Below are 19544 nucleotides of genomic sequence, written 5' to 3' on the forward strand. Positions count from 1 at the left end.
CGGGCGCGACCTTCAGGCCAGCGCCCACAGCGCATCCCGCTCCACCGCGGCCGCGTCGTCTCGCAGCTTCAGCAGGTGCGCGTTGAGCGAGCGCATGGCCACCGGATGCAACCGGGGCGGCACGTCGTCGTACACCGCCTGGAGCAGTTCATCGGCACTGGCCGGGCCCAGGCGGCGCAGCGCTTCCACCACCTTGGCCTCGCGCTTGAGCCGGTGGGCGACGATGGCCTCCATCGCCTGCCGCGGCTGCGCCATCAGGAAGCCGTGGCCCGGTGCCAGCCAGTCCAGCTCCAGCCCGGCGGCCAGTTCGCGCAGGGAGGCGATGTAGGCCCGCATGTCGCCATCGGGCGGGTTGATCACCACGGTGGACAGCTGCATCACATGGTCGCCGGTGAAGAGCGTCTTCTCTTCCTCCAGCAGGTAGCACAGGTGATTGCTGGCATGGCCGGGCGTGTGCACCACCTGCAGCGTGACGCCGTCGTCGATCTGCAGGCGCTCGCCGCCCTGCAGCAGGCGGTCGGGCGCGAAGGTGGTGTCCTGCCACATCGGATGGCTGGCCACCCGGCCTGACACCGGCGCCTGGGTGGCCTGCTGGAGCGCCACGCAGGCGGGTGAATGGTCGGTGTGGGTGTGGGTCACCAGGATGTGCCGGATGGGGCCCGGCGCGGCGGCCAGCACCGCCTGCACATGGGCGGGCGACAGCGGGCCGGGATCGATCACCGCCCATTCGTTGCGCGGGCCGCCGCCCACCAGGTAGGTGTTGGTACCGGGGCCGGTCATCACGCTGCCGTTGTCGGCGGTGACGCGGATCACCCGCGGCGACAGCCGCACCGGCACGTCCACCTGGATCTCGTAGCAGGCCTGGCCGGTACCCTGCGGGTCCAGCCGGCCGAGCTCCGCCCAGGCGGGTTCGTCTGGCGTCACCGGCCGCTTGCCCTGGCGGCCGCTGCCCAGGCGTGGCTGGATCATCGGCACCTGGCGCGGCTGCCGCGCCCAGGCCAGGAAGGCGGCGGCGCTGGCATGCGGGGCGATCATCTCCAGCGTCTTCAACGTGGGCGTGAGCATCTTGTAGGCCGCGCGGTCGGCCAGCACGTCGGCCGGCCGCAGCCAGCGGTGCTCCACCGTCTCGGCCGCGTCCGGCACCGCGGTCTGCAGCGCCGGCGCGGCCGCGACGAAGAACCGGGTGTCGTAGCGCTTGGGGATGCCCACCGGCGTGAGCCAGTGCGCGCAATACACCAGCTCGTCCAGCGCCAGCGACAGGCCGTGCTCCGCACACAGCGCCGGCAGGCCGGCCTCGCCGCGGTGCAGCGGGCCGCGCCAGGCGTCCAGCTGCGACAGGCGCTGCGGCGCCACGGGCTGCCCGCCGGCCTCGCGCGCAAACAGCAGGCCGCACTCCTCGAAGCACTCGCGGACCGCGGCCACGTAGAAGGCCAGGCCACCGGACGCCAGGCCCAGCGCGGCATTGGCGGCGGCCTCGTCCACGCCGGTGCAGCAGCCTGCACTCGCATGGTCGGCCTCGTCCACCAGGCCGCCGGGAAAGACCCAGGCGCCGCTGTTCAGGTCGCCGCGCTCGGCCCGGCGCAGCAGCAGCACCTCCGGCCCGGCCGGGGATTCGCGCAGCACCACCAGCGTGGCGGAGGGGCGGGGCGGCCGGCCCTCGGGATCGGCGGCCAGGCGGTTCAGCGCATCGAACATGGTTTCTTCGGACAGCAGGAGCGGGCACCAATAATGCCCGACCCCCGCGAAAGGAGCGTCGATGAGCCTGTTGATGGTGCGCCATGGCGAGACCGCGCTGAACGTGGCGCGCGTGCTGCAGCCCGCCGACACCCCGCTGAGCGAAACCGGCCGGCGCCAGGCTGCGCTGCTGGCCGCCCGCGTTGCCGCGCTGCGGCCGGCGGGCATCGTCAGCAGCCCGCTGCCGCGTGCGCTGCAGACGGCCGAGGCCATCGCCGCGGCCACCGGCCTGCCCATTGCACGGATGGACGCGCTGCAGGAGCGCAATTTCGGCGACCTGCGCGGCCGCAGCTACGACGGCCTGGGCTTCGACGCGCTGCGCATGGACGAGGCCCCGCCCGGCGGTGAATCGGCCGCCGAGTTCCGCGCCCGCGTGACGTCGGCGCTGGCCGAGCTGGCAGCGCAGCAGGCCCGCCTGGACGGGCCGCTGGTCGTGGTCACCCATGGGCTGGTGCTGCGCGTGTGGCTGGACGGCGTGCTGCAGCTGCCCGAGGCGCTGGCATTCAGCGGCCCGCTGGGCAACACCGCGCTGACCGTATGCACCGCGTTGCCGCCGCACAAGGTGGAGCTGGTGAACTGCACCGCCCACCTCGACGAACGCAGCGCCCACCAGGGCAGCAGCCTGGTGGGCGGCTGAGGCTCAGCCGCCGCCGGCCTGCAGGCGGGACAGCAGCGCCATGGCCGCCGCCGGCGCACGCTCCTTCGCGCCATTGATGAAGAAGATGAACACGTCCTGCGGCGTGCCGGCGGGCTGCAAAGTGGGCTCCACCCGCGGCAGGTCGGCATCGATGCGGCCTTCCGACCAGTGCCTTGCACAGTCGGCCCAGCGGTCCAGCACCGCGGGGCTGTAGCCGGTGTCGATCTCCGCATCCGCGCTCAGCAGCCGCGCATAGACGAAGTCGCCGGTCGGATCGGCGATCACCGGAAAGCGGTCGATGGCATCGGTGAACACCGTGGCCACCTTGAAGCGGCGGGCCAGGGCCACGTATTCCGGCACCGCGAAGCTCGGGTTGCGAACCTCCAGCACATGGCGCAGCGGCAGCCCCGCTACCTGCGAAGGCAGCAGCGCCAGGAAGGCTTCCAGGTCCTGCGCGTCGAACACCTTGGTGGGTGCCAGCTGCCAGACGATGGGCCCGAGCTTGTCGCCGAGCTCGGCGATGCCGCTGCCCAGGAAGCGCTGCACCGATTCGCCCGCCTCGGCCAGCACCCGCTTCTGCGTGGCATAGCGCGACGCCTTGAGCGAGAACACGAAGCCTTCGGGCGCGCTGTCACGCCACTTGGCATAGGTGGCCGGCTTCTGTGCGCTGTAGTAGGTGCTGTTCACCTCGATGGCGGTGACGTGCTGGGCGGCGTATTCCAGCTCGCGTGCCTGCGGCCAGCCGGCGGGGTAGAAGTTGTCGCGCCAGGGCGCGAAGTTCCAGCCGCCGATTCCTACCCGTATGCGAGGGGTCATTTCAGGTTTTCCCTTCAAGTGGGGCTTGTAGGAAACCGACTACATCAGTTCCCCCATTCGACGGATGGCAAGCCATGCCGTCAGCAAGCACTATCACACCGGTTGCCAGGAGTAGGCCATGTCAAGCGAACAGGATTGGATCGAAGCAAGCGGGCGGCGTTGGGATTTTTCTCCCGCCCCCGTCGTGGCAGACGACGTGCCGGTGTCCGACCTGGACGTGGGCTACGAAGCTGCGCTGCCCGGACTGCAGGCCTTGTACGCCGACGCGGCCGAGGCCCGCGAACGCATACAACTGCTCGACCGCTGAGCATCTGAACCGGCGCGTGCCTGGCACGCGCCAAGGCGGTGCGCGATGCGCAAGGCACGGCGCTTGCGATGGCAGGGTCACCAAACCTGGAGACCCTGACGATGGACCGCCGCTCACTCATCACCGCCGCCGGCACGCTGCTGCTGGCCGCCGCCCTGCCTGCTGCCGCGCAGAGCGCGCTCGACGACGTGATGGCCAAGAAGCTCATCACGATCGCGATTCCCACCGACTTTCCGCCCTACGGCTTCGTGGGCAACGACCTGAAGCCGCAGGGCCTGGACGTGGAGATGGCCGGCTACATCGCCAACAAGCTGGGCGTGAAGCTGGAGCTGGTGCCGGTGACCAGCGCCAACCGCATTCCGTACCTGCAGACGCGCAAGGCCGACCTCGTCATCTCCACGCTGGGCAAGAACCCGGAGCGCGAGAAGGTGATCGACTTCAGCGCCGCCTACTCGCCCTTCTTCCAGGCGGTGTTCGCGCCCAAGGCCAGCGTGATCAAGGCCGCCGGCGACCTGGCCGGCAAGAGCGTGGGCGTGACCCGCGGCGCGATGGAAGACATGGAGCTGAGCAAGATCGCCCCCGCCTCGGCCGACATCAAGCGCTTCGAGGACAACAACGCCACCGTGGCGGCCTTCGTCTCGGGCCAGGTGCAGGCCATTGCCACCGGCGCCTCGGTGGCCGGCAACATGATGGCGCGCAACCCCAACCTGGGCGCCGAATACAAGTTCGTGCTGAAGGACTCGCCCAACTTCATCGGCATTGCCAAGGGCGAGGACAAGCTGCGCGCCAAGGTCAACGAGATCATCGCCGGGGCCAAGGCCGCCGGTGACCTGGACGCCATGGCCAAGCGCTGGCTCGGCCGCCCCGCGGGCGACCTGCCGCTCTGAGCGCGGCGGCGGAAGCGTCATCCACACGCGCCACAATGGCCCGATGATCGAGCCCGCCCTCCCGTCTCCCGCGCAGTTCACCGATGCAGAAGCCGCCTTCCAGCATGCGAAGGCGTTGTACGACGCCGCCATCGCGCACCTGCGGCAGCACCTGAACGCGTTCCTGGCCGGCGAGGTGCCGGCCTCCCGCATCCGCGCGTGTTATCCCTTCGTGCGGGTGCAGGTGGACACGGTGCGCCGGGCGGATTCGCGGCTGTCCTACGGCTTCGTCTCGGGGCCCGGCGTGTTCGAGACCACGCTCACCCGGCCTGAGCTGTTTGCCGAGTACTACCGCGAGCAGTTCCACCTGCTGGTCCGCAACCACGGCGTGCCGCTGGAGGTGGGCGTCAGCACGCAGCCAATCCCGGTGCACTTCTCGTTCGCCGAGCACGACCATGTGGAAGGCACGTTGTCGCCCGCACGCCGGCTGCTGATGCGCGACCTGTTCGACCTGCCGAACCTCACCTCGATGGACGACGGCATCGCCAACGGCACCTACGAGGCGGCCTTCGGCGAGGCGCAGCCGCTGGCCCTCTTCACCGCGCCGCGGGTGGACTATTCGCTGCACCGGCTGCGCCACTACACCGGTACGGCGCCCGAGCACTTCCAGAACTTCGTGCTCTTCACCAACTACCAGTTCTACATCGACGAGTTCGTGCGGCTGGGCCACGAGGTGATGGCCAGCGAGATGGGCCAGGGCGACCTGCTGGACGGCCAGGCGGGTCATGCCGACCCGGCCGCCGGCGACGGCTACATGATGTTCGTCGAGCCGGGCAACGTCATCACCCGCCGCAGCGGCACCGCCCACCAGCCCGGCGACGAGCTGGGCGCCGTGCCGCCGCGGCTGCCGCAGATGCCGGCCTACCACCTGGTGCGGCCGGACCGCAGCGGCATCACGATGGTGAACATCGGCGTGGGTCCCTCCAACGCCAAGACCATCACCGACCACATCGCGGTGCTGCGCCCGCATGCCTGGGTGATGCTCGGCCACTGCGCCGGCCTGCGCACCACGCAGCAGCTGGGCGACTACGTGCTGGCCCACGGCTACGTGCGCGAAGACCACGTGCTGGACGAGGAACTGCCGCTGTGGGTGCCCATCCCGCCGCTGGCGGAGGTGCAGGTGGCGCTGGAGGCCGCGGTGGCCGACATCACGCAGCTCTCGGGCTACGAGTTGAAGGGCGTGATGCGCACTGGCACGGTGGCCACCACCGACAACCGCAACTGGGAGCTGCTGCCCTTCCACCACCAGCTCACCACGCCGGAGCGGCGCTTCAGCCAGAGCCGCGCCATCGCGCTGGACATGGAGTCGGCCACCATCGCGGCCAACGGCTTCCGCTTCCGGGTGCCCTACGGCACGCTGCTGTGCGTGAGCGACAAGCCGCTGCACGGCGAGATCAAGCTGCCCGGCATGGCCAACCACTTCTACCGGGAGCGGGTGGACCAGCACCTGCGCATCGGCATGCGCGCCATCGAGCTGCTGCGCCAGCTGCGGCTGGACGAGCTGCACAGCCGCAAGCTGCGCAGCTTTGCCGAAGTGGCGTTCCAGTAAGGCTGCCCGCTGGCCTACTTCTGCTTGCGGTAGGTGTCGTCCATCGGCTTGCCGCGGTCGGTGTCCTGCAGGCCGCGCTCCAGGTCCTTGTGCGCCTGCTCGATGCGCGGTTGCGGCTCGGCGGCGGTGTCGGCCGATTCGTCCCGCTCGTTGGGTTGCTTCGGGTCGGGGCCGCCGGAGCGCTCCAGCGTGCGGCGGGTCTGGTCGTTGTCGTCGCGCTCGGCCTTGGGTTGGTCGCGCGGGTGCGTGCTGCTGTCCATCAGAACTGTCCTCGAAGGTAGACCGCCAACCCGCCGCGGCGTGGCTTCATTTGCAGGCGATAGCCTGAATCGAGCTGCATGCCGATCGCTCCGCGATCGAAACCCAGCCCCCGTGCATTGCTCGCACTCTTGAATTCCATGCCCACGCGGGTGTTGTAGAACGCCGCCGGCGCGCCCGCCTCGCTGCCCGCCGTGCGCCACACCGCCGCGCTGGAGGCATCCGCGTACATCGTCGCGCGTGGCGCCAGGTCAAGCTGCACGCCCACGGTGACGGCCGGCGACGGATTGGCCAGCACCACGCCGTCGGCGACGCGCTGTCCCACCGCGCCCACGCCGAGCCCCAGGCGGGCCTGGCCGCGGCCCATCCAGCGGCTGACGGTGACGCGGGACAGCGCGTCCATCACATGGCCCTGGGCATCGGCCACCGGATCGGCGGGCGACACGGTGCCCAGCGCAGCGTCGAGGGCCGGCGGCCCGCCTTCGCGCAGCGCCGGCGTGGCCGCGGTCACCCGGCCCAGCAGCGAAGCCATGGCCACCGACGAGGCGCCGCTGGCGCCCACGTCGTCCGCTGCCCGGCTGGCGGCCGGCAATGCCGTCAGCGCGGCCAGGGTGAACCACGCAGCTGGCGACGCCAGCGGGCGGCCCCACGGCGAACGGACAGCTTCCCTCCGGTTGGCAATGCGGGTCGGCATGTGCACCTCGACGCCCTTGACTCTAGACCTGCGTCCACCCTCGGACGCCCTGTGCAGATCGTCTGACATCCCACTTCCGACGGATGTCGGCGCCACGGGGCAAATCTTGTAGGACAAGCACCGTGGACCCGGTCACCGCGACAGGCAGCGGCTGTCCGGCGCCTGCCATTTGCCCTGCTTGTGCGGTGCACGGCCTTCCCGTAGGCTGGCATCGCGGCCCGACCGCAAGGAGACTGCCCATGCCACGCCCATCCAACGGCACCCCCGGCCTGCCCTCCGCGACCGTCGATCCTGCCGCCTTGCGCACCATCGCCTTCGTCGGCCCGCAGGCCTGCGGCAAGACCAGCCTGGCCGAGGCCCTGCTGCACCGCGCCGGCATGCTCACCACGCCGGGCTCGCTGGAGCGTGGCAGCACCGTCAGCGACCACGATCCGCTGGAGCGGCGGATGCAGCATTCGCTGAACTCGTCGGCGCTGCACCTGGACCATGCCGGCGTGCGCATCCACCTGCTGGACACGCCCGGCTCGCCCGACCTGATCGGCCAGGCGCTGCCCGCGCTGGAGGCGGTGGAAACCGCGGCGGTGGTGATCAATGCCGCCGTCGGCATCGAGCCGATGGCGGTGCGCATGATGGCCTACGCCGCCGAGCGGCAGCTCGACCGGCTGGTGATCGTCAACCGCATCGACGCCGGCACTGACCTGCAGGCGCTGCTGGCGCAGATCCGCGAGGCCTTCGGCACCGAATGCCTGCCGCTGAACCTGCCCGCCGACGGCGGCAGCCGTGTGGTCGACTGCTTCTACAACCGCGAGGAAGGCGGCTGCGACTTCTCCAGCGTGGAAGCCGCCCACCGCGCGCTGGTGGAGCAGGTGGTGGAGGTGGACGGCGACTTCGTCGAGCGCTACCTGAACGACGGCGACGTCGATCCCGCGGAGCTGCACGCCCCGCTGGAACAGGCGCTGCGCGAGGGCCACCTGGTGCCGGTGTGCTTCGTCTCGGCCCGCAGCGGCGCGGGCGTGGCCGAGCTGCTGGACGTGATCGTCAAGCTGCTGCCCAACCCCACTGAGGGCAACCCGCCTGCCTTCCTGCGCGGCGAGGGCGAGGCGGCGCAGCCGCTGCAGGCCCGGCCGGACCCGGCGCTGCACGTGCTGGCCCATGTGTTCAAGGTGGCGGTGGACCCCTTCGTCGGCAAGCTGGGCGTGCTGCGCGTGCACCAGGGCACCATCACCAAGGACAGCCTGCTGTACGTGGGCGACGGCCGCAAGCCTTTCCGGGTGAACCACCTGTTCATGCTGCAGGGCAAGGAACACGTGGAGGTGCCGCAGGCGGTGCCCGGCGACATCGTGGCGGTGGCCAAGGTGGACGAGATCCACTTCGACGCCGTGCTGCACGACGCCGCGGAAGACGACCACATCCACCTCAAGCCGCTGCCCTTCCCGGTGCCGGTGCACGGCCTGGCCATCGAGCCCAGGCGCCCGGGCGACGAGCAGCGCATGTGGGAGATCCTCGCCAAGCTGGTGGACGAGGACCCGTGCCTGAAGGTGGAGCACGTGGCCCACACCAACGAGACGGTGGTGTACGGCCTGGGCGAGCTGCACCTGCGGGTGCTGCTGGACCGGCTGCGCGAGGTCTACAAGTTCGAGGCCGTGACGCGCCCGCCGCGCATCGCCTACCGCGAGACCGTCACCGCCGCGGCCGAAGGCCACCACCGCCACAAGAAGCAGAGCGGCGGCGCGGGCCAGTTCGGCGAGGTGTTCCTGCGGGTGGAGCCGCTGCCGCGCGGCGCGGGCTTCGAATTCGCGGACGAGGTCAAGGGCGGCGCCATTCCCGGGCAGTTCATACCGGCGGTGGAAAAGGGCATCCGCGAGGTGCTGGCCCAGGGCGTGATCGCCGGCTACCCGGTGGTGGACGTGAAGGTGACGGTGTTCGACGGCAAGGCCCACAGCGTGGACAGCAAGGAAATCGCCTTCGCCACCGCCGGCCGCAAGGCCTTCATGGCCGCGGTGCGCGAGGCCCGGCCCATCGTGCTCGAGCCCATCGTCGACCTGGAGATCACCGCGCCCGAGGCGGCGCTGGGCGACATCACCGGCGACCTGTCGGCCCGCCGCGGGCTGATCAGCGGCACCCACCCGGGCGCGGCCGGGCAGTCGGTGGTCACCGGCCAGGCGCCGCTGTCGGAGCTGAGCGCCTACCAGTCACGCCTGAACGCCATGACCAGCGGCCAGGGCCGCTACACCCTGGCGCTGAGCCACTACGAGGCCGTGCCGCCCAACGCGCAGGCGCAGCTCACCGGCCAGTTCAAGGCGAAGGAAGAGGACTGACCGCCGGCACCGCCCGCGCCCTTTGCGCGCGCGCATGGCGCACCGCCAGCGGCATCAGCGCGGAGATGCCGAAGCACAGCCCGCTGAGCGAGGCCACCACCGCCGGAAACGGCACGCCCGCGTCGATCAGCACGCCGCCCAGCCCCGGCCCCGCGGCCGATGCGGTGACCAGCACCGACACCACCACCGCCCGGATGGCGCCCACGTGGCGCACGCCGAACAGCTCCGGCCACAGCGCGCCCATCAGCGTCAGCGAGATGCCGTCCGTGATGCCGAACAGCACCATGAACACCGGCACCGCCCAGGCCGCCGGCACCAGGCCCAGCACCAGGCAGCCCGCGCCCAGCGGCAGCAGGTAGAGCGGCAGCCACTGCGCCGCGGTGCCGCGGTCAATGCGCGGGCCGGTGATCAGCGACGACGTCACCGTCACCACCGCCAGCAGCGACAGCGAAGCCGCCATCGCCTGCAGCGACCAGCCGCGCACCTCGGCCAGGTGCGTCTGGTGGAAGAACACCAGCCCGGCGATGAAGGCCGGCGGCATCACGCCCAGCAGCGCCAACCAGAACAGCGGCGTGCGCAGCGCCTCGGCCCGCGTGCGGTCGGGCGCGGCGCGGCGGGCGGCGGCCACGTCGGCCGCGCGGGGCTGGCGCTCGCGCCGGGCCAGCGCGATGGCCAGCGGCCACACCGCCAGCAGCAGCAGCGCCACCACGGCGGCCCAGGCGCTGCGCCAGCCCACCACCGCCGCCAGCGCGACGAAGGCCGCCGGCAGCAGCGCCTGCCCGCCGTTGAAGCCCAGCGTGGCGATCGACACCGCCCGCCCGCGCTCGGCGGCGAACCAGCGGCCCAGCACGTTGAAGGCGGTCTGCGGCATGAGGCCCTGGCCAAACAGCCGCAGGCCGATCAGCGCCAGGAACACCGCGGCCCAGTGGGTGGACAGCGCCAGCGCCGCTGCGGCCAGCGCCAGCATCGGCACCACGCAGGCCACCACCCGGTGCGGCGCATGGCGGTCCAGCAGGCCGCCCAGGTGCGGCAGGGTGAAGGCGCTGATCAGCGTGGCCGCCATGTACAGGCCCGAGAAGGCGCTGTGCGACAGGCCGAGCTCGCGCCGCAAGTCGCCCACCGACATGGCGAGGAAGTAGGTCTGGCCGACGGCGCCGAAGAACAGCAGCAGGAAGCCGAGGGCCAACCAGCGCGCGTTCTCGCGCAGGAAGGCCAGCACGTTCATCGCGGCGCGGTCAGGGGGTGCGCGGCTTGACGAGCGCGGCGGCCTGCTTGGCGCGCTGGCGCGCCTGCTCCACGTCGGCGTCGTAGGCCAGCGCCACGCCCATGCGGCGCTTGGCGAAGCTCTCGGGCTTGCCGAACAGGCGCAGCTCGGTCTGCGGCACGCGAAGCGCCTCGTCCACGCCGTCGAACACGATGCCGGCGGCTTCCACGCCGCCGTAGATCACCGCACTGGCGCCCGGCGTGCGCAGCGTGGTGTCCACCGGCAGGCCGAGGATGGCGCGGGCATGCAGCTCGAATTCGTTCTGCTGCTGCGTGATCATGGTCACCATGCCCGTGTCGTGCGGGCGCGGGCTCACCTCGCTGAACCACACCTGGTCGCCCTGCACGAACAGCTCCACGCCGAACAACCCCTGGCCGCCCAGGTTGGCCGTCACCGCCTCGGCGATGCGGCGTGCTTCAGCCAGCGCGGCGGAGCTCATCGGGTGCGGCTGCCAGCTTTCCACGTAGTCGCCGCTGACCTGGATGTGGCCGATGGGGTCGCAGAAATGCGTGTGTACCTGGCCGTCGGCGCCCAGCGCACGCACCGTCAGCAGCGTGATCTCGTAGTCGAAGCGGATGAAGCCTTCGACGATCACCCGCCCATGGCTCACGCGGCCGCCGGCCATCGCCACCTGCCAGGCGGCGGCGACGTCGGCCGGGCCGTCGAGCTTGCTCTGGCCCTTGCCCGAGCTGCTCATCACCGGCTTGACGACGCAGGGATAGCCGATCCCCCCGTCGATGGCGGCCTGCAGTTCCTCCTGCGAATCACAGAACTTGTACGCGCTGGTGGGCAAGCCCAGCGTCTCGGCGGCCAGGCGGCGGATGCCTTCGCGGTCCATCGTCAGGCGGGCGGCGCGGGCGGTGGGAATCACACGCACGCGGCCTTCGGCCTCCAGCGCTTCCAGCACCGGGGTGGCGATGGCCTCGATCTCGGGCACCACCAGCTGCGGCTGCTCGGCCTCGATCAGCGCACGCAGCTGCGCCGGGTCGCTCATCGCGATCGTGCGGGCATGGTGGGCCACCTGCTGGCCGGGCGCGTTGTCGTAGCGGTCGACGGCGATGGTCTCCACGCCCAGGCGCTGCAGCGCGATGAGCACCTCCTTGCCCAGCTCGCCGGAGCCGAGCAGCATCACTTTGGTGGCGTGGGGAGACAGCGGCGTGCCGAGGGTGACGGTCATGTCGGGAAAAGCGTGGTTGGGTTACAGCATCGCCAGCGGCTGCTTGCGCCGCGGCGGGGGAAACAGCAGGTCGAGCTGGGCCAGGTCGTCGGCGCTGAGCGTGATGCCGGCGGCCGCCAGGTTCTCATGCAGGTGCGCTTCACGCACCGCCTTCGGAATGGCGATGGTGCCCGGCTGGGCCATCAGCCAGGCCAGCGCCACCTGGGCCGGCGTGGCGGCATGGCGGGCGGCGATCTCGTCCAGCCCGGGCTGCTCGGCCAGCGCGCCCTGGTCGATCGGCGAATACGCCATCACCGGCATGCCGCGCTGGCGCTGCCAGGGCGCCACGTCGAATTCGATGCCGCGCTGGCTGAGCGAGTAATACACCTGGTTGGCCGCGCACTCGTCGCCGCCCGGCAGCGCGGCCAGCTCCAGCAGGTCGTCACGGTCGAAATTGCTCACGCCCCAGCGGCGGATCCAGCCGCGCTGCTGCAGCGCCTGGAAACCGGCCAGCGTCTCGGCCAGCGGCACGCCGCCGCGCCAGTGCAGCAGGTAGAGGTCGATGGTGTCGATGCCCATGCGCTTCAGGCTGCGCTCGCAGGCGGCCTGCACCCCGGCGCGGCTGGCGTTGTGCGGGTACACCTTGCTGACGATGAAGATGTCCTGCCGCGTCACGGTGCCGGCGCGCAGCGCCTCGGCCAGCGCTTGGCCCACCACGGTCTCGGCACCGCCTTCGCCGTACATCTCGGCGGTGTCGATCAGGCGGTACCCGATCTCCAGGGCGCGTCGCACGGCGGCCACCTCGGCCGGCTGCTGGTGCGCCTGTTCGCCCATCTTCCAGGTGCCCAGCCCGAGGGCGGGCAGCTTGTCGCCGGCCGGCAGCGTCACTTCACGCATCGCGATCCATCCGTACGGGGTTGAAGCAGGCCAGTGTAGGCCGCAGGTGCAGGTGAAGCCGCCTTTATCATCCCTGCATGTCCAACCGTCCCCGCGATGTCGCGCAGATCCGGCTCGACAACGCCCTGGTGCTGTTCGATGAGTTCGTGCGAGCCACCGTCAAGCACGCCGATGCCGCCACCCTGCGCGGTCTGGAGCGCCGTTTCGCCGAGCGCCTGCAGATCCAGCCCAGCTACTGGAGCCAGATCAAGAGCCGTTCACGCCAGATCGGCGACCGCCTGGCGCGGCAGTTCGAGCAGCTCTGCCACAAGCCGCCGCTGTGGATGGACCAGCCGCGCGACGCGCCGAGCGACGCGCCCGCACGCAGCCTGGCAGTCCATGCTGCCGCCCCGGCCGCCTCTGCGCCGGACGACACCCGCCTGCCGCGCGACGACGACGAACGCTTCATCGTCGGCCTGGTGCTCACCTATTACCGGCGCCATCCGCAGCGCGCCAGGGCAAGATTGCTTGATCTCCTGGGTGAAGTGCTGGTGCCTTCCCCGGCCGCCCCACCGCCGCCCGCCGCGAAGCGCGCAGCGCCCGACGATGCCCATGCGCTGTGGCTGAAGACCCAGACCGGCGTGGCGCCGCTCAAGCCGAAGAAGCGCTGAGCCGCGGCCGACGATGCCGGTGCGCAACGCACCCCTAAGCTTAGGGATGAAGACTCTTGCGCAAGATAATCGTTTGTTTATCATGCGCAGCAAGCCGGCTGCAGCGCATTGCGCAGCCGGCGACACCCCATTCCCCACCTTGAACGACAGGAGCGACATGTCCAGCGCCTTGCTGCCCGAGCAGTCCGCCCCTGCGTTCCCTCGCCGCCCTGCCCGGGCGCGGCTGGTGTGCCGCCGACGCTGAAACGTCGGCGTTCCTCACCTGCCACGGCCCGGCTGCATCCCGCATCCGGGCCGTTTGCCTTTCCAGTCCGGCACTTGTCCGTCCGGCCACTTCAGGAGCCACCCCATGAAGATCACCCTCCATGTCCCACGCCCCCGCAATCCGCTGGCCCTGGCCGCCCGCGCCCGTCGGGCCGGCGCCCACCGCCCCGGCGCCGGGGCGATGCGCCAGCAAGGCCGCCGCGACCTGCGCCGCGACCTCGACCGCATGAAACCGCCCAGCCCATGAACTGACAGGGCGACCGGCACCGCCGCAGGCTGCGGCAGGCCGGCGCCGCCAAGGAGATTCACCATGTCGCAGCCCAGCCTGCACTGGCCGGCCCTGGAGGCCAGCCCATCCCTGTACCGACCCAGCCTGCCCTGCCGCCTGCTGGCGGCCGCGATGCTGCAGGCCAGCCGCCAGCTGGCCCGCGCCGCACGCGCCCTGACCCTGCCGCGGCCGCAGCGCCCGCGACCGATGGCGGATGCCCGCCTGGAGTTCTACGCCGAAGCCGGGGCGCCGGAAGGCGCGCTGTACCTCGACGGCCACCTGGTCGGGCACCTGCCCGGCGTGACGAGGCTGTGATGTGCGGCAGCTCCAACCAACGCGCCGTGTGGGTCACGGCCGCGGTGATGGCCGCATCGCTGCTGGCCGCCACCGTGATGGCGGCGGACGCCGGCGGGCCGTCCGCGGCCTGTCCGGCGGTGTCCGCCGCAGCGGGTAAGCCCGGGTGTGATGCCGACGGCAAATGCCGATTCCCCGGTCAGCTCCCTTGATCGCCCGGGGGGCGTTTGCCGTAGCCTCGTCGCCCATGCCGCCCCTGCTGGACAACCCCCTGCCCACCCTGGAAGCCTGGGTGGCGCATTTCCGCGATGCCCCGGTGCCGGTGCTGGCCGACAGCGCCGACCAGATCGAGGCCTTTGCCGCCAATGAAGACGCGGTGGATGCCCACACCCTGGCCGAAGCACTCGGCGACGACCCCTTTCTCACCGTGCGGGTGCTGGCCCACGTGGGCCGCCACCACCGGCGCGACACCGGCATCGAGACGCTGACCGCCGCCCTGGTGCTGATGGGCGTGCCGCCGTTCTTCCGCACCTTCGGCCAGCTGCCGACGGTGGAAGACCGGCTGCAGGCCGTGCCCGGCGCGCTGGAAGGCCTGCGCCGGGTGCTCTCGCGCGCCCACCGCGCCGCGCGCTTCGCGCTCGGCTTCGCGGTGCAGCGCCTGGACCACGACGCCATGGTCATCCGCGAGGCCGCTCTGCTGCACGACCTGGCCGAGATGCTGCTTTGGTGCCATGCGCCGCGCCTGGCACTGGAGATCGCTCGCCGCCAGCAGGCCGACGGCACGCTGCGTTCGGCCACGGCGCAGCAGCAGGTGCTGGGCGTGGCGCTGTGCGAGGTGCAGCAGGCGCTGATGAAGGCCTGGAGCCTGCCCGACCTGCTGCTGCAGCTCGATGCGGAGCACGGCGCCGACACGCCTTCCGTGCGCAACGTGCGGCTGGCGGTGCGGGTGGCGCGTCACTCGGCGCAGGGCTGGGCGAATGCCGCGCTGCCCGACGACCTGAGCGACATCGCGCAGCTGCTGCGGCTGAACAACGAATCGACCCTGGCCCTGCTGCACGAGATCGACGACTGACCGCCCGGGCGCTAGAGCGGCACGGCGGTCGTGGCCTTCACCCGGTCGAGCACGAAGCTGGTCTTGCAGTCCTGCACGCTCGGGTGCTTGAGCAGCGTGTCGGCGATGAAGCGGGCGTAGTGCGCCATGTCGGCCACCAGCACGCGCAGCAGGTAGTCCATCTCGCCGGTGAGCGACACGCACTCCACCACCTCGGGCCAGGCCTGCACCGCGGCGCGGAACAGGTCCATCGGGTTGCGCTTGGAGCTCTCGGACTGCTTCTCCAGCCGCACGTTCACGTAGGCCGTCAGGCCCAGGCCCACCGCTTCGGCGCGCACCAGCGCCACGTAGCCGGCGATCACGCCCGCTTCCTCCAGCCGCTTGACCCGCCGCAGCGCCGCCGAGGCCGACAGCCCCACCTCGGCCGCGAGTTCGTCATAGGTCATGCGGCCCTGGGCTTGCAGCGCGCGAAGAATGCGCCGATCCAGGCTGTCGAGCGCGTCTTCGGTCTTCATGGTCCTCTCCACGCAGGTTTCCTGCAACAGCATAAGCCGCCCTCCGCTACTTTGCAGGAAGCTTGCGTGCACCGCCTCCTACAGTGGAAGCAGCCACACCGCAACGGAGACACGCCATGCAGTTCACTCCCTGGGACAACCCGATGGGCACCGACGGCTTCGAATTCATCGAATACGCCGCGCCCGACCCGGCCGCGATGGGCCAGGTGTTCGAGCGCATGGGCTTCAAGCCGATCGCCAAGCACCGCTACAAGAAGGTGACGCTGTACCGCCAGGGCGAGATCAACTTCATCCTGAACGCGGAGCCCGATTCCTTCGCCCAGCGCTTCGCGCGCCTGCACGGCCCCAGCGTGTGCGCCATCGCCTTCCGCGTGCAGGACGCCAAGGCCGCCTACGAGCGCGCCACCTCGCTGGGCGCCTGGGGCTTTGCCGACCAGGCTGGCCCGGGCCAGCTCAACATCCCGGCCATCAAGGGCATCGGCGATTCGCTGATCTACCTGGTGGACCGCTGGCGCGGCAAGAACGGTGCGAAGGAGGGCGACATCGGCAACATCGGCTTCTTCGACGTCGACTTCGAGCCGCTGCCCGGCGCCGAGTTGAACCCGGCGGGCCACGGCCTGCAGTACATCGACCACCTCACGCACAACGTGCACCGCGGCCGCATGAACGAATGGGCCGAGTTCTACGAGCGGCTGTTCAACTTCCGCGAGATCCGCTACTTCGACATCGAAGGCCAGGTGACGGGCGTCAAGAGCAAGGCGCTGACCAGCCCCTGCGGAAAGATCCGCATCCCCATCAACGAGGAAGGCAACGACACCCCGGGCCAGATCCAGGAGTACCTGGACCACTACCACGGCGAGGGCATCCAGCACATCGCCATGGGCGCGCGCGACCTGTACCAGACGGTGGATGCCCTGCGCGCCAGCGGCGTGAAGCTGCTGGACACGATCGACACCTACTACGAGCTGATCGACAAGCGCATCCCGGGCCACGGCGAGGACGTGGCCGAGCTGAAGAAGCGCAAGATCCTGGTGGACGGCAAGCCAGGCGAGCTGCTGCTGCAGATCTTCAGTGAGAACCAGCTCGGGCCCATCTTCTTCGAGTTCATCCAGCGCAAGGGCGACCAGGGCTTCGGCGAAGGCAACTTCAAGGCGCTGTTCGAGAGCATCGAGCTCGACCAGATGCGCCGCGGCGTGCTCAAGACCGACAAGGCGGCGGTGTAAGCCGGCGCAGCACCTCGCCCAACACGGCGGGGTGGCCCAGCAGCTGCACATGCGCCATGCCCGGCACCAGCCGGTTGTCCGCACCCGGCAGCACGGCCGCGCTGACGGGGAACACCACGTTGTCGCAGTTGCTGTGGAAGCAGGTGAAGCCGGCTGCCCAGGCCGGTCGTTCGGCGGCCTGCAGCTCAGCCAGCCAGGCGCTGCCCAGCCGCATCTGCCGCGCATTGGCCGCCCGGCCGAAGCGCGCCAGCCAGGTGCCACCGTGCGGCGTCGCGATGGTGACGATGCCGGCCGTGCACTCGGCCACCGGGTCGGCATGCAGCGCGGCGATCGAGCGCAGCCAGGCCCGCACGACCAGCCCCCCCATGCTGTGCGCCACCACCAGCGGCGGCCGGCCGGTGGCCTGCCGGGCCCGCTGCACCGCCTGCTGCAGCGCCGGCGCATGGTGCTCGATGGGCGCCCACGGCGGGCCCAGCGTCACCGCCACAAATGGATGGCCGGCGGCACGCAGGCGGCGCATCCACGGGTTCCACATCGCGCGGTTGCACATGAAGCCGTGCACCAGCACCACCGCCGTGCGGCCCTGTGCCCCGGCCTCCAGGTGGTCGGGCTCGGCCCGGCTGCGGAAAGGCTGGCGCCAGCCGAACACCGCCACGCCGCAGGCCACCTCGTGCCACCAGGCGCGTAACAGCGCGCCTGGTCGCGCGCGCGGCACCGCTTGGTCGCGGTGCAGGCGGCGCATCAGCCAGAACTCCAGCGCCAGCACCGGCGCATGCGGCAGCGCCAGCAGCAGGCTGCCCAGCAGCGCCACCACCGGCTGGCCGCGCGGCCACCACCAGGCATTCCACAGCGCCAGCGCGGCCAGGATGGCCAGCACCAGCGCCTGCTGCAGCCGGGCGACTGTCATGGGGTTCGACAGCGGATAACTACCGTGGCAGGCCTGGCGCGCAAGGCCGAAGATCGTCTGCAATGGTTCAACTGCACCTCAAGGACGTTCACGCGTGACTGCCACCACGGTACCTCCGATCGACCGCCCCTGGCTGGCCCACTATCCGCCGGGCGTACCGGCCGAGATCGATGCCAGCGGCTACTCGTCGCTGGTCGATCTGCTGGAAGACTGCTTCCGACGCCATGCCACGCGCGATGCATCGATCTGCATGGATGCGCGCATGACCTACCGCGACCTGGACGAGACCTCCCAGGCGCTGGCCGGCTGGCTGCAGTCCCTGGGGCTGGAGCGCGGCACCCGGGTGGCGCTGATGATGCCCAACCTGCCGCAGTACATGGTGGCCATCGCCGCAGTGCTGCGCGCCGGTTATGTGGTGGTGAACGTGAATCCGCTCTACACCGCGCGCGAACTGGAGCACCAGCTCAAGGATTCCGGCGCGCAGGCCATCGTGGTGCTGGAGAACTTCGCCGCCACCCTGGAAGAAGTGATCCAGCGCACCGAGGTGCGCCATGTGCTGCTGGCCGCCATGGGCGACATGCTGGGCTTCTGGAAGGGCCGGCTGGTGAACTTTGCCGTGCGGCATGCCAAGCGCATGGTGCCGGAGTTCAGGCTGCCCGCCGACGAAGGCCACACCGTCACCCGCTTCAACGACGCGGTGGCCGCCGGCCAGCGCCTGCCGCTCAAGCGCCCCAGCCTGCAGCCCGACGACATCGCCTTCCTGCAGTACACCGGCGGCACCACCGGCGTGTCCAAGGGCGCGATGCTGCTGCACCGCAACGTGGTGGCCAACATCCTGCAGAGCGAGGCCTGGTTCGCGCCGGCGCTCACCTTCCTGGGCGACAAGCCGCTGACCATCGTCTGCGCGCTGCCGCTGTATCACATCTATGCGCTGACGGCCTGCAACTTCCTGGGCCTGCGGCTGGGCATGACCAACCTGCTGGTGCCCAACCCGCGCGACATCCCCGGCTTCATCGCCACGCTGCAGAAGCACAAGGTGCACATGTTCCCGGCGGTCAACACGCTGTTCAATGCGCTGATCAACCACCCGGACTTCGGCCGGCTCGACTTCTCCGAGCTGCAGATCTGCAACGGCGGCGGCATGGCGGTGCAGCAGGCCACGGCCCAGCAGTGGCATGCCATCACCGGCTGCTGGATCGTGGAGGGCTACGGCCTGTCGGAAACCTCGCCGGTGGCCACGGCCAACCGCATCGACATCCAGGGCTTCACCGGCAGCATCGGCCTGCCGATGCCGTCCACCGACATCGCCATCCGCGACGACGACGGCAACGACGTGCCGCTGGGCACCGCCGGCGAGATCTGCATCCGCGGCCCGCAGGTGATGCCCGGCTACTGGCGCCGCCCCGACGAGACCGCCAAGGTGATGACGCCCGACGACTTCTTCCGCTCCGGCGACATCGGCGTGATGGACGCCAACGGCGAGGTGCGCATCGTCGACCGCAAGAAGGACATGATCCTGGTCAGCGGTTTCAACGTGTACCCCACCGAGATCGAGCAGGTGGTGGGCCTGCACAACGCGGTGCTCGAATGCGCCGCAGTGGGCGTGCCGGACGACAAGTCCGGCGAGGCGGTGAAGCTGTTCGTGGTGCGCAAGGACGGCGTGGCGGTGGACGAGGAAGACCTCATGCGCTACTGCCGTGACAACTTCACCGGCTACAAGCGGCCGAAGTACATCGAGTTCCGCGACGAACTGCCCAAGACCAACGTCGGCAAGATCCTGCGCCGCGAACTGCGACGTGCGGCCTGAGCAGGCGGC

At 70.7% G+C, this 19544-nt stretch carries 20 protein-coding genes; 11 read left to right on the forward strand and 9 right to left on the reverse strand.

The window, feature by feature from the left end; translation table 11 throughout:
* Window positions 1-12: 12 nt before the first annotated feature.
* On the reverse strand, window positions 13-1695 hold the full coding sequence (locus tag LRS14_RS11090; RefSeq protein ID WP_257799561.1) for an MBL fold metallo-hydrolase: 1683 nt from the start codon (window positions 1693-1695) through the stop codon (window positions 13-15).
* A gap of 61 nt (window positions 1696-1756) precedes the next feature.
* Here LRS14_RS11090 and LRS14_RS11095 point away from each other — a divergent pair, with 61 nt between their 5' ends.
* Complete coding sequence (locus LRS14_RS11095) at window positions 1757-2371, forward strand: histidine phosphatase family protein (protein ID WP_257799562.1); 615 nt, start codon at window positions 1757-1759, stop codon at window positions 2369-2371.
* 3 nt (window positions 2372-2374) lie between these two features.
* Here the strand turns inward: LRS14_RS11095 and LRS14_RS11100 are convergent, their stop codons facing one another.
* On the reverse strand, window positions 2375-3187 hold the full coding sequence (locus LRS14_RS11100; RefSeq protein WP_257799563.1) for a DUF72 domain-containing protein: 813 nt from the start codon (window positions 3185-3187) through the stop codon (window positions 2375-2377).
* Between the two features lie 118 nt (window positions 3188-3305).
* Between LRS14_RS11100 and LRS14_RS11105 the strand changes: the two genes are divergently transcribed.
* From LRS14_RS11105 to LRS14_RS11115, 3 genes are all read left to right on the forward strand, one after another.
* Window positions 3306-3494: a hypothetical protein gene (locus LRS14_RS11105; protein WP_157039518.1), complete on the forward strand. Its 189-nt coding sequence runs from the start codon at window positions 3306-3308 to the stop codon at window positions 3492-3494.
* Window positions 3495-3595: 101 nt separating this feature from the next.
* Window positions 3596-4381, forward strand: coding sequence for a transporter substrate-binding domain-containing protein (locus tag LRS14_RS11110; protein ID WP_257799564.1), 786 nt, complete (start codon window positions 3596-3598; stop codon window positions 4379-4381).
* A gap of 43 nt (window positions 4382-4424) precedes the next feature.
* Window positions 4425-5969 (forward strand): AMP nucleosidase, encoded by a 1545-nt coding sequence (locus LRS14_RS11115; protein ID WP_257799565.1) that lies wholly within the window; start codon window positions 4425-4427, stop codon window positions 5967-5969.
* A 14-nt stretch (window positions 5970-5983) separates the two neighbouring features.
* Here LRS14_RS11115 and LRS14_RS11120 read toward each other — a convergent pair whose 3' ends face one another.
* Window positions 5984-6229 (reverse strand): hypothetical protein, encoded by a 246-nt coding sequence (locus LRS14_RS11120; RefSeq protein WP_257799566.1) that lies wholly within the window; start codon window positions 6227-6229, stop codon window positions 5984-5986.
* Window positions 6229-6921, reverse strand: a complete 693-nt coding sequence (locus LRS14_RS11125) for a hypothetical protein (RefSeq protein WP_257799567.1) — start codon at window positions 6919-6921, stop codon at window positions 6229-6231. Before LRS14_RS11125 ends, LRS14_RS11120 begins: the two co-directional genes overlap by 1 nt.
* Before the next feature lie 239 nt (window positions 6922-7160).
* On the opposite strand from LRS14_RS11125, the gene fusA reads away from it, so the two are divergent.
* Window positions 7161-9239 (forward strand): elongation factor G, encoded by a 2079-nt coding sequence (fusA, locus tag LRS14_RS11130; RefSeq protein ID WP_257799568.1) that lies wholly within the window; start codon window positions 7161-7163, stop codon window positions 9237-9239.
* On the opposite strand, the gene LRS14_RS11135 is transcribed toward fusA, so the two are convergent.
* Genes LRS14_RS11135 through LRS14_RS11145 form a run of 3 tightly spaced genes read right to left on the reverse strand, consistent with a single transcriptional unit; the run spans window position 9217 to window position 12556 of the window.
* On the reverse strand, window positions 9217-10464 hold the full coding sequence (locus tag LRS14_RS11135; protein ID WP_257799569.1) for an MFS transporter: 1248 nt from the start codon (window positions 10462-10464) through the stop codon (window positions 9217-9219). The two genes, fusA and LRS14_RS11135, sit on opposite strands and share 23 nt — an antisense overlap.
* A gap of 10 nt (window positions 10465-10474) precedes the next feature.
* Window positions 10475-11680 (reverse strand): formate-dependent phosphoribosylglycinamide formyltransferase, encoded by a 1206-nt coding sequence (gene purT / locus LRS14_RS11140; RefSeq protein ID WP_257799570.1) that lies wholly within the window; start codon window positions 11678-11680, stop codon window positions 10475-10477.
* Between the two features lie 21 nt (window positions 11681-11701).
* Window positions 11702-12556, reverse strand: coding sequence for an aldo/keto reductase (locus tag LRS14_RS11145; RefSeq protein ID WP_257799571.1), 855 nt, complete (start codon window positions 12554-12556; stop codon window positions 11702-11704).
* 77 nt (window positions 12557-12633) lie between these two features.
* Here LRS14_RS11145 and LRS14_RS11150 point away from each other — a divergent pair, with 77 nt between their 5' ends.
* The 4 genes from LRS14_RS11150 to LRS14_RS11165 all read left to right on the forward strand — a co-directional run bounded on the left by LRS14_RS11150 (window position 12634) and on the right by LRS14_RS11165 (window position 15104).
* On the forward strand, window positions 12634-13206 hold the full coding sequence (locus tag LRS14_RS11150; protein WP_257799572.1) for a hypothetical protein: 573 nt from the start codon (window positions 12634-12636) through the stop codon (window positions 13204-13206).
* 349 nt (window positions 13207-13555) lie between these two features.
* Window positions 13556-13717 (forward strand): hypothetical protein, encoded by a 162-nt coding sequence (locus LRS14_RS11155; RefSeq protein WP_198156911.1) that lies wholly within the window; start codon window positions 13556-13558, stop codon window positions 13715-13717.
* A gap of 63 nt (window positions 13718-13780) precedes the next feature.
* Window positions 13781-14053 (forward strand): hypothetical protein, encoded by a 273-nt coding sequence (locus LRS14_RS11160; RefSeq protein ID WP_232315330.1) that lies wholly within the window; start codon window positions 13781-13783, stop codon window positions 14051-14053.
* Between the two features lie 226 nt (window positions 14054-14279).
* Window positions 14280-15104 (forward strand): HDOD domain-containing protein, encoded by an 825-nt coding sequence (locus LRS14_RS11165; protein WP_257799573.1) that lies wholly within the window; start codon window positions 14280-14282, stop codon window positions 15102-15104.
* Between the two features lie 11 nt (window positions 15105-15115).
* Here the strand turns inward: LRS14_RS11165 and LRS14_RS11170 are convergent, their stop codons facing one another.
* Entirely contained in the window at window positions 15116-15598 is a 483-nt protein-coding gene (locus LRS14_RS11170; RefSeq protein WP_046112769.1) for an Lrp/AsnC family transcriptional regulator, read from the reverse strand.
* 116 nt (window positions 15599-15714) lie between these two features.
* Between LRS14_RS11170 and hppD the strand changes: the two genes are divergently transcribed.
* Window positions 15715-16821: a 4-hydroxyphenylpyruvate dioxygenase gene (gene hppD, locus LRS14_RS11175; protein WP_046112770.1), complete on the forward strand. Its 1107-nt coding sequence runs from the start codon at window positions 15715-15717 to the stop codon at window positions 16819-16821.
* Here hppD and LRS14_RS11180 read toward each other — a convergent pair.
* Window positions 16796-17728 (reverse strand): triacylglycerol lipase, encoded by a 933-nt coding sequence (locus tag LRS14_RS11180; protein WP_257799574.1) that lies wholly within the window; start codon window positions 17726-17728, stop codon window positions 16796-16798. The genes hppD and LRS14_RS11180 overlap by 26 nt on opposite strands.
* A 118-nt stretch (window positions 17729-17846) precedes the next feature.
* Here LRS14_RS11180 and LRS14_RS11185 point away from each other — a divergent pair, with 118 nt between their 5' ends.
* Window positions 17847-19535 carry a long-chain-fatty-acid--CoA ligase gene (locus LRS14_RS11185; RefSeq protein WP_257800455.1) on the forward strand — a complete coding sequence of 563 codons (1689 nt, stop codon included), beginning with the start codon at window positions 17847-17849 and terminating at the stop codon, window positions 19533-19535.
* The last annotated feature ends 9 nt before the right edge of the window (window positions 19536-19544 follow it).

The organism is Aquincola sp. J276, assembly GCF_024700035.1.
GTDB lineage: Bacteria > Pseudomonadota > Gammaproteobacteria > Burkholderiales > Burkholderiaceae_C > Aquincola > Aquincola tertiaricarbonis.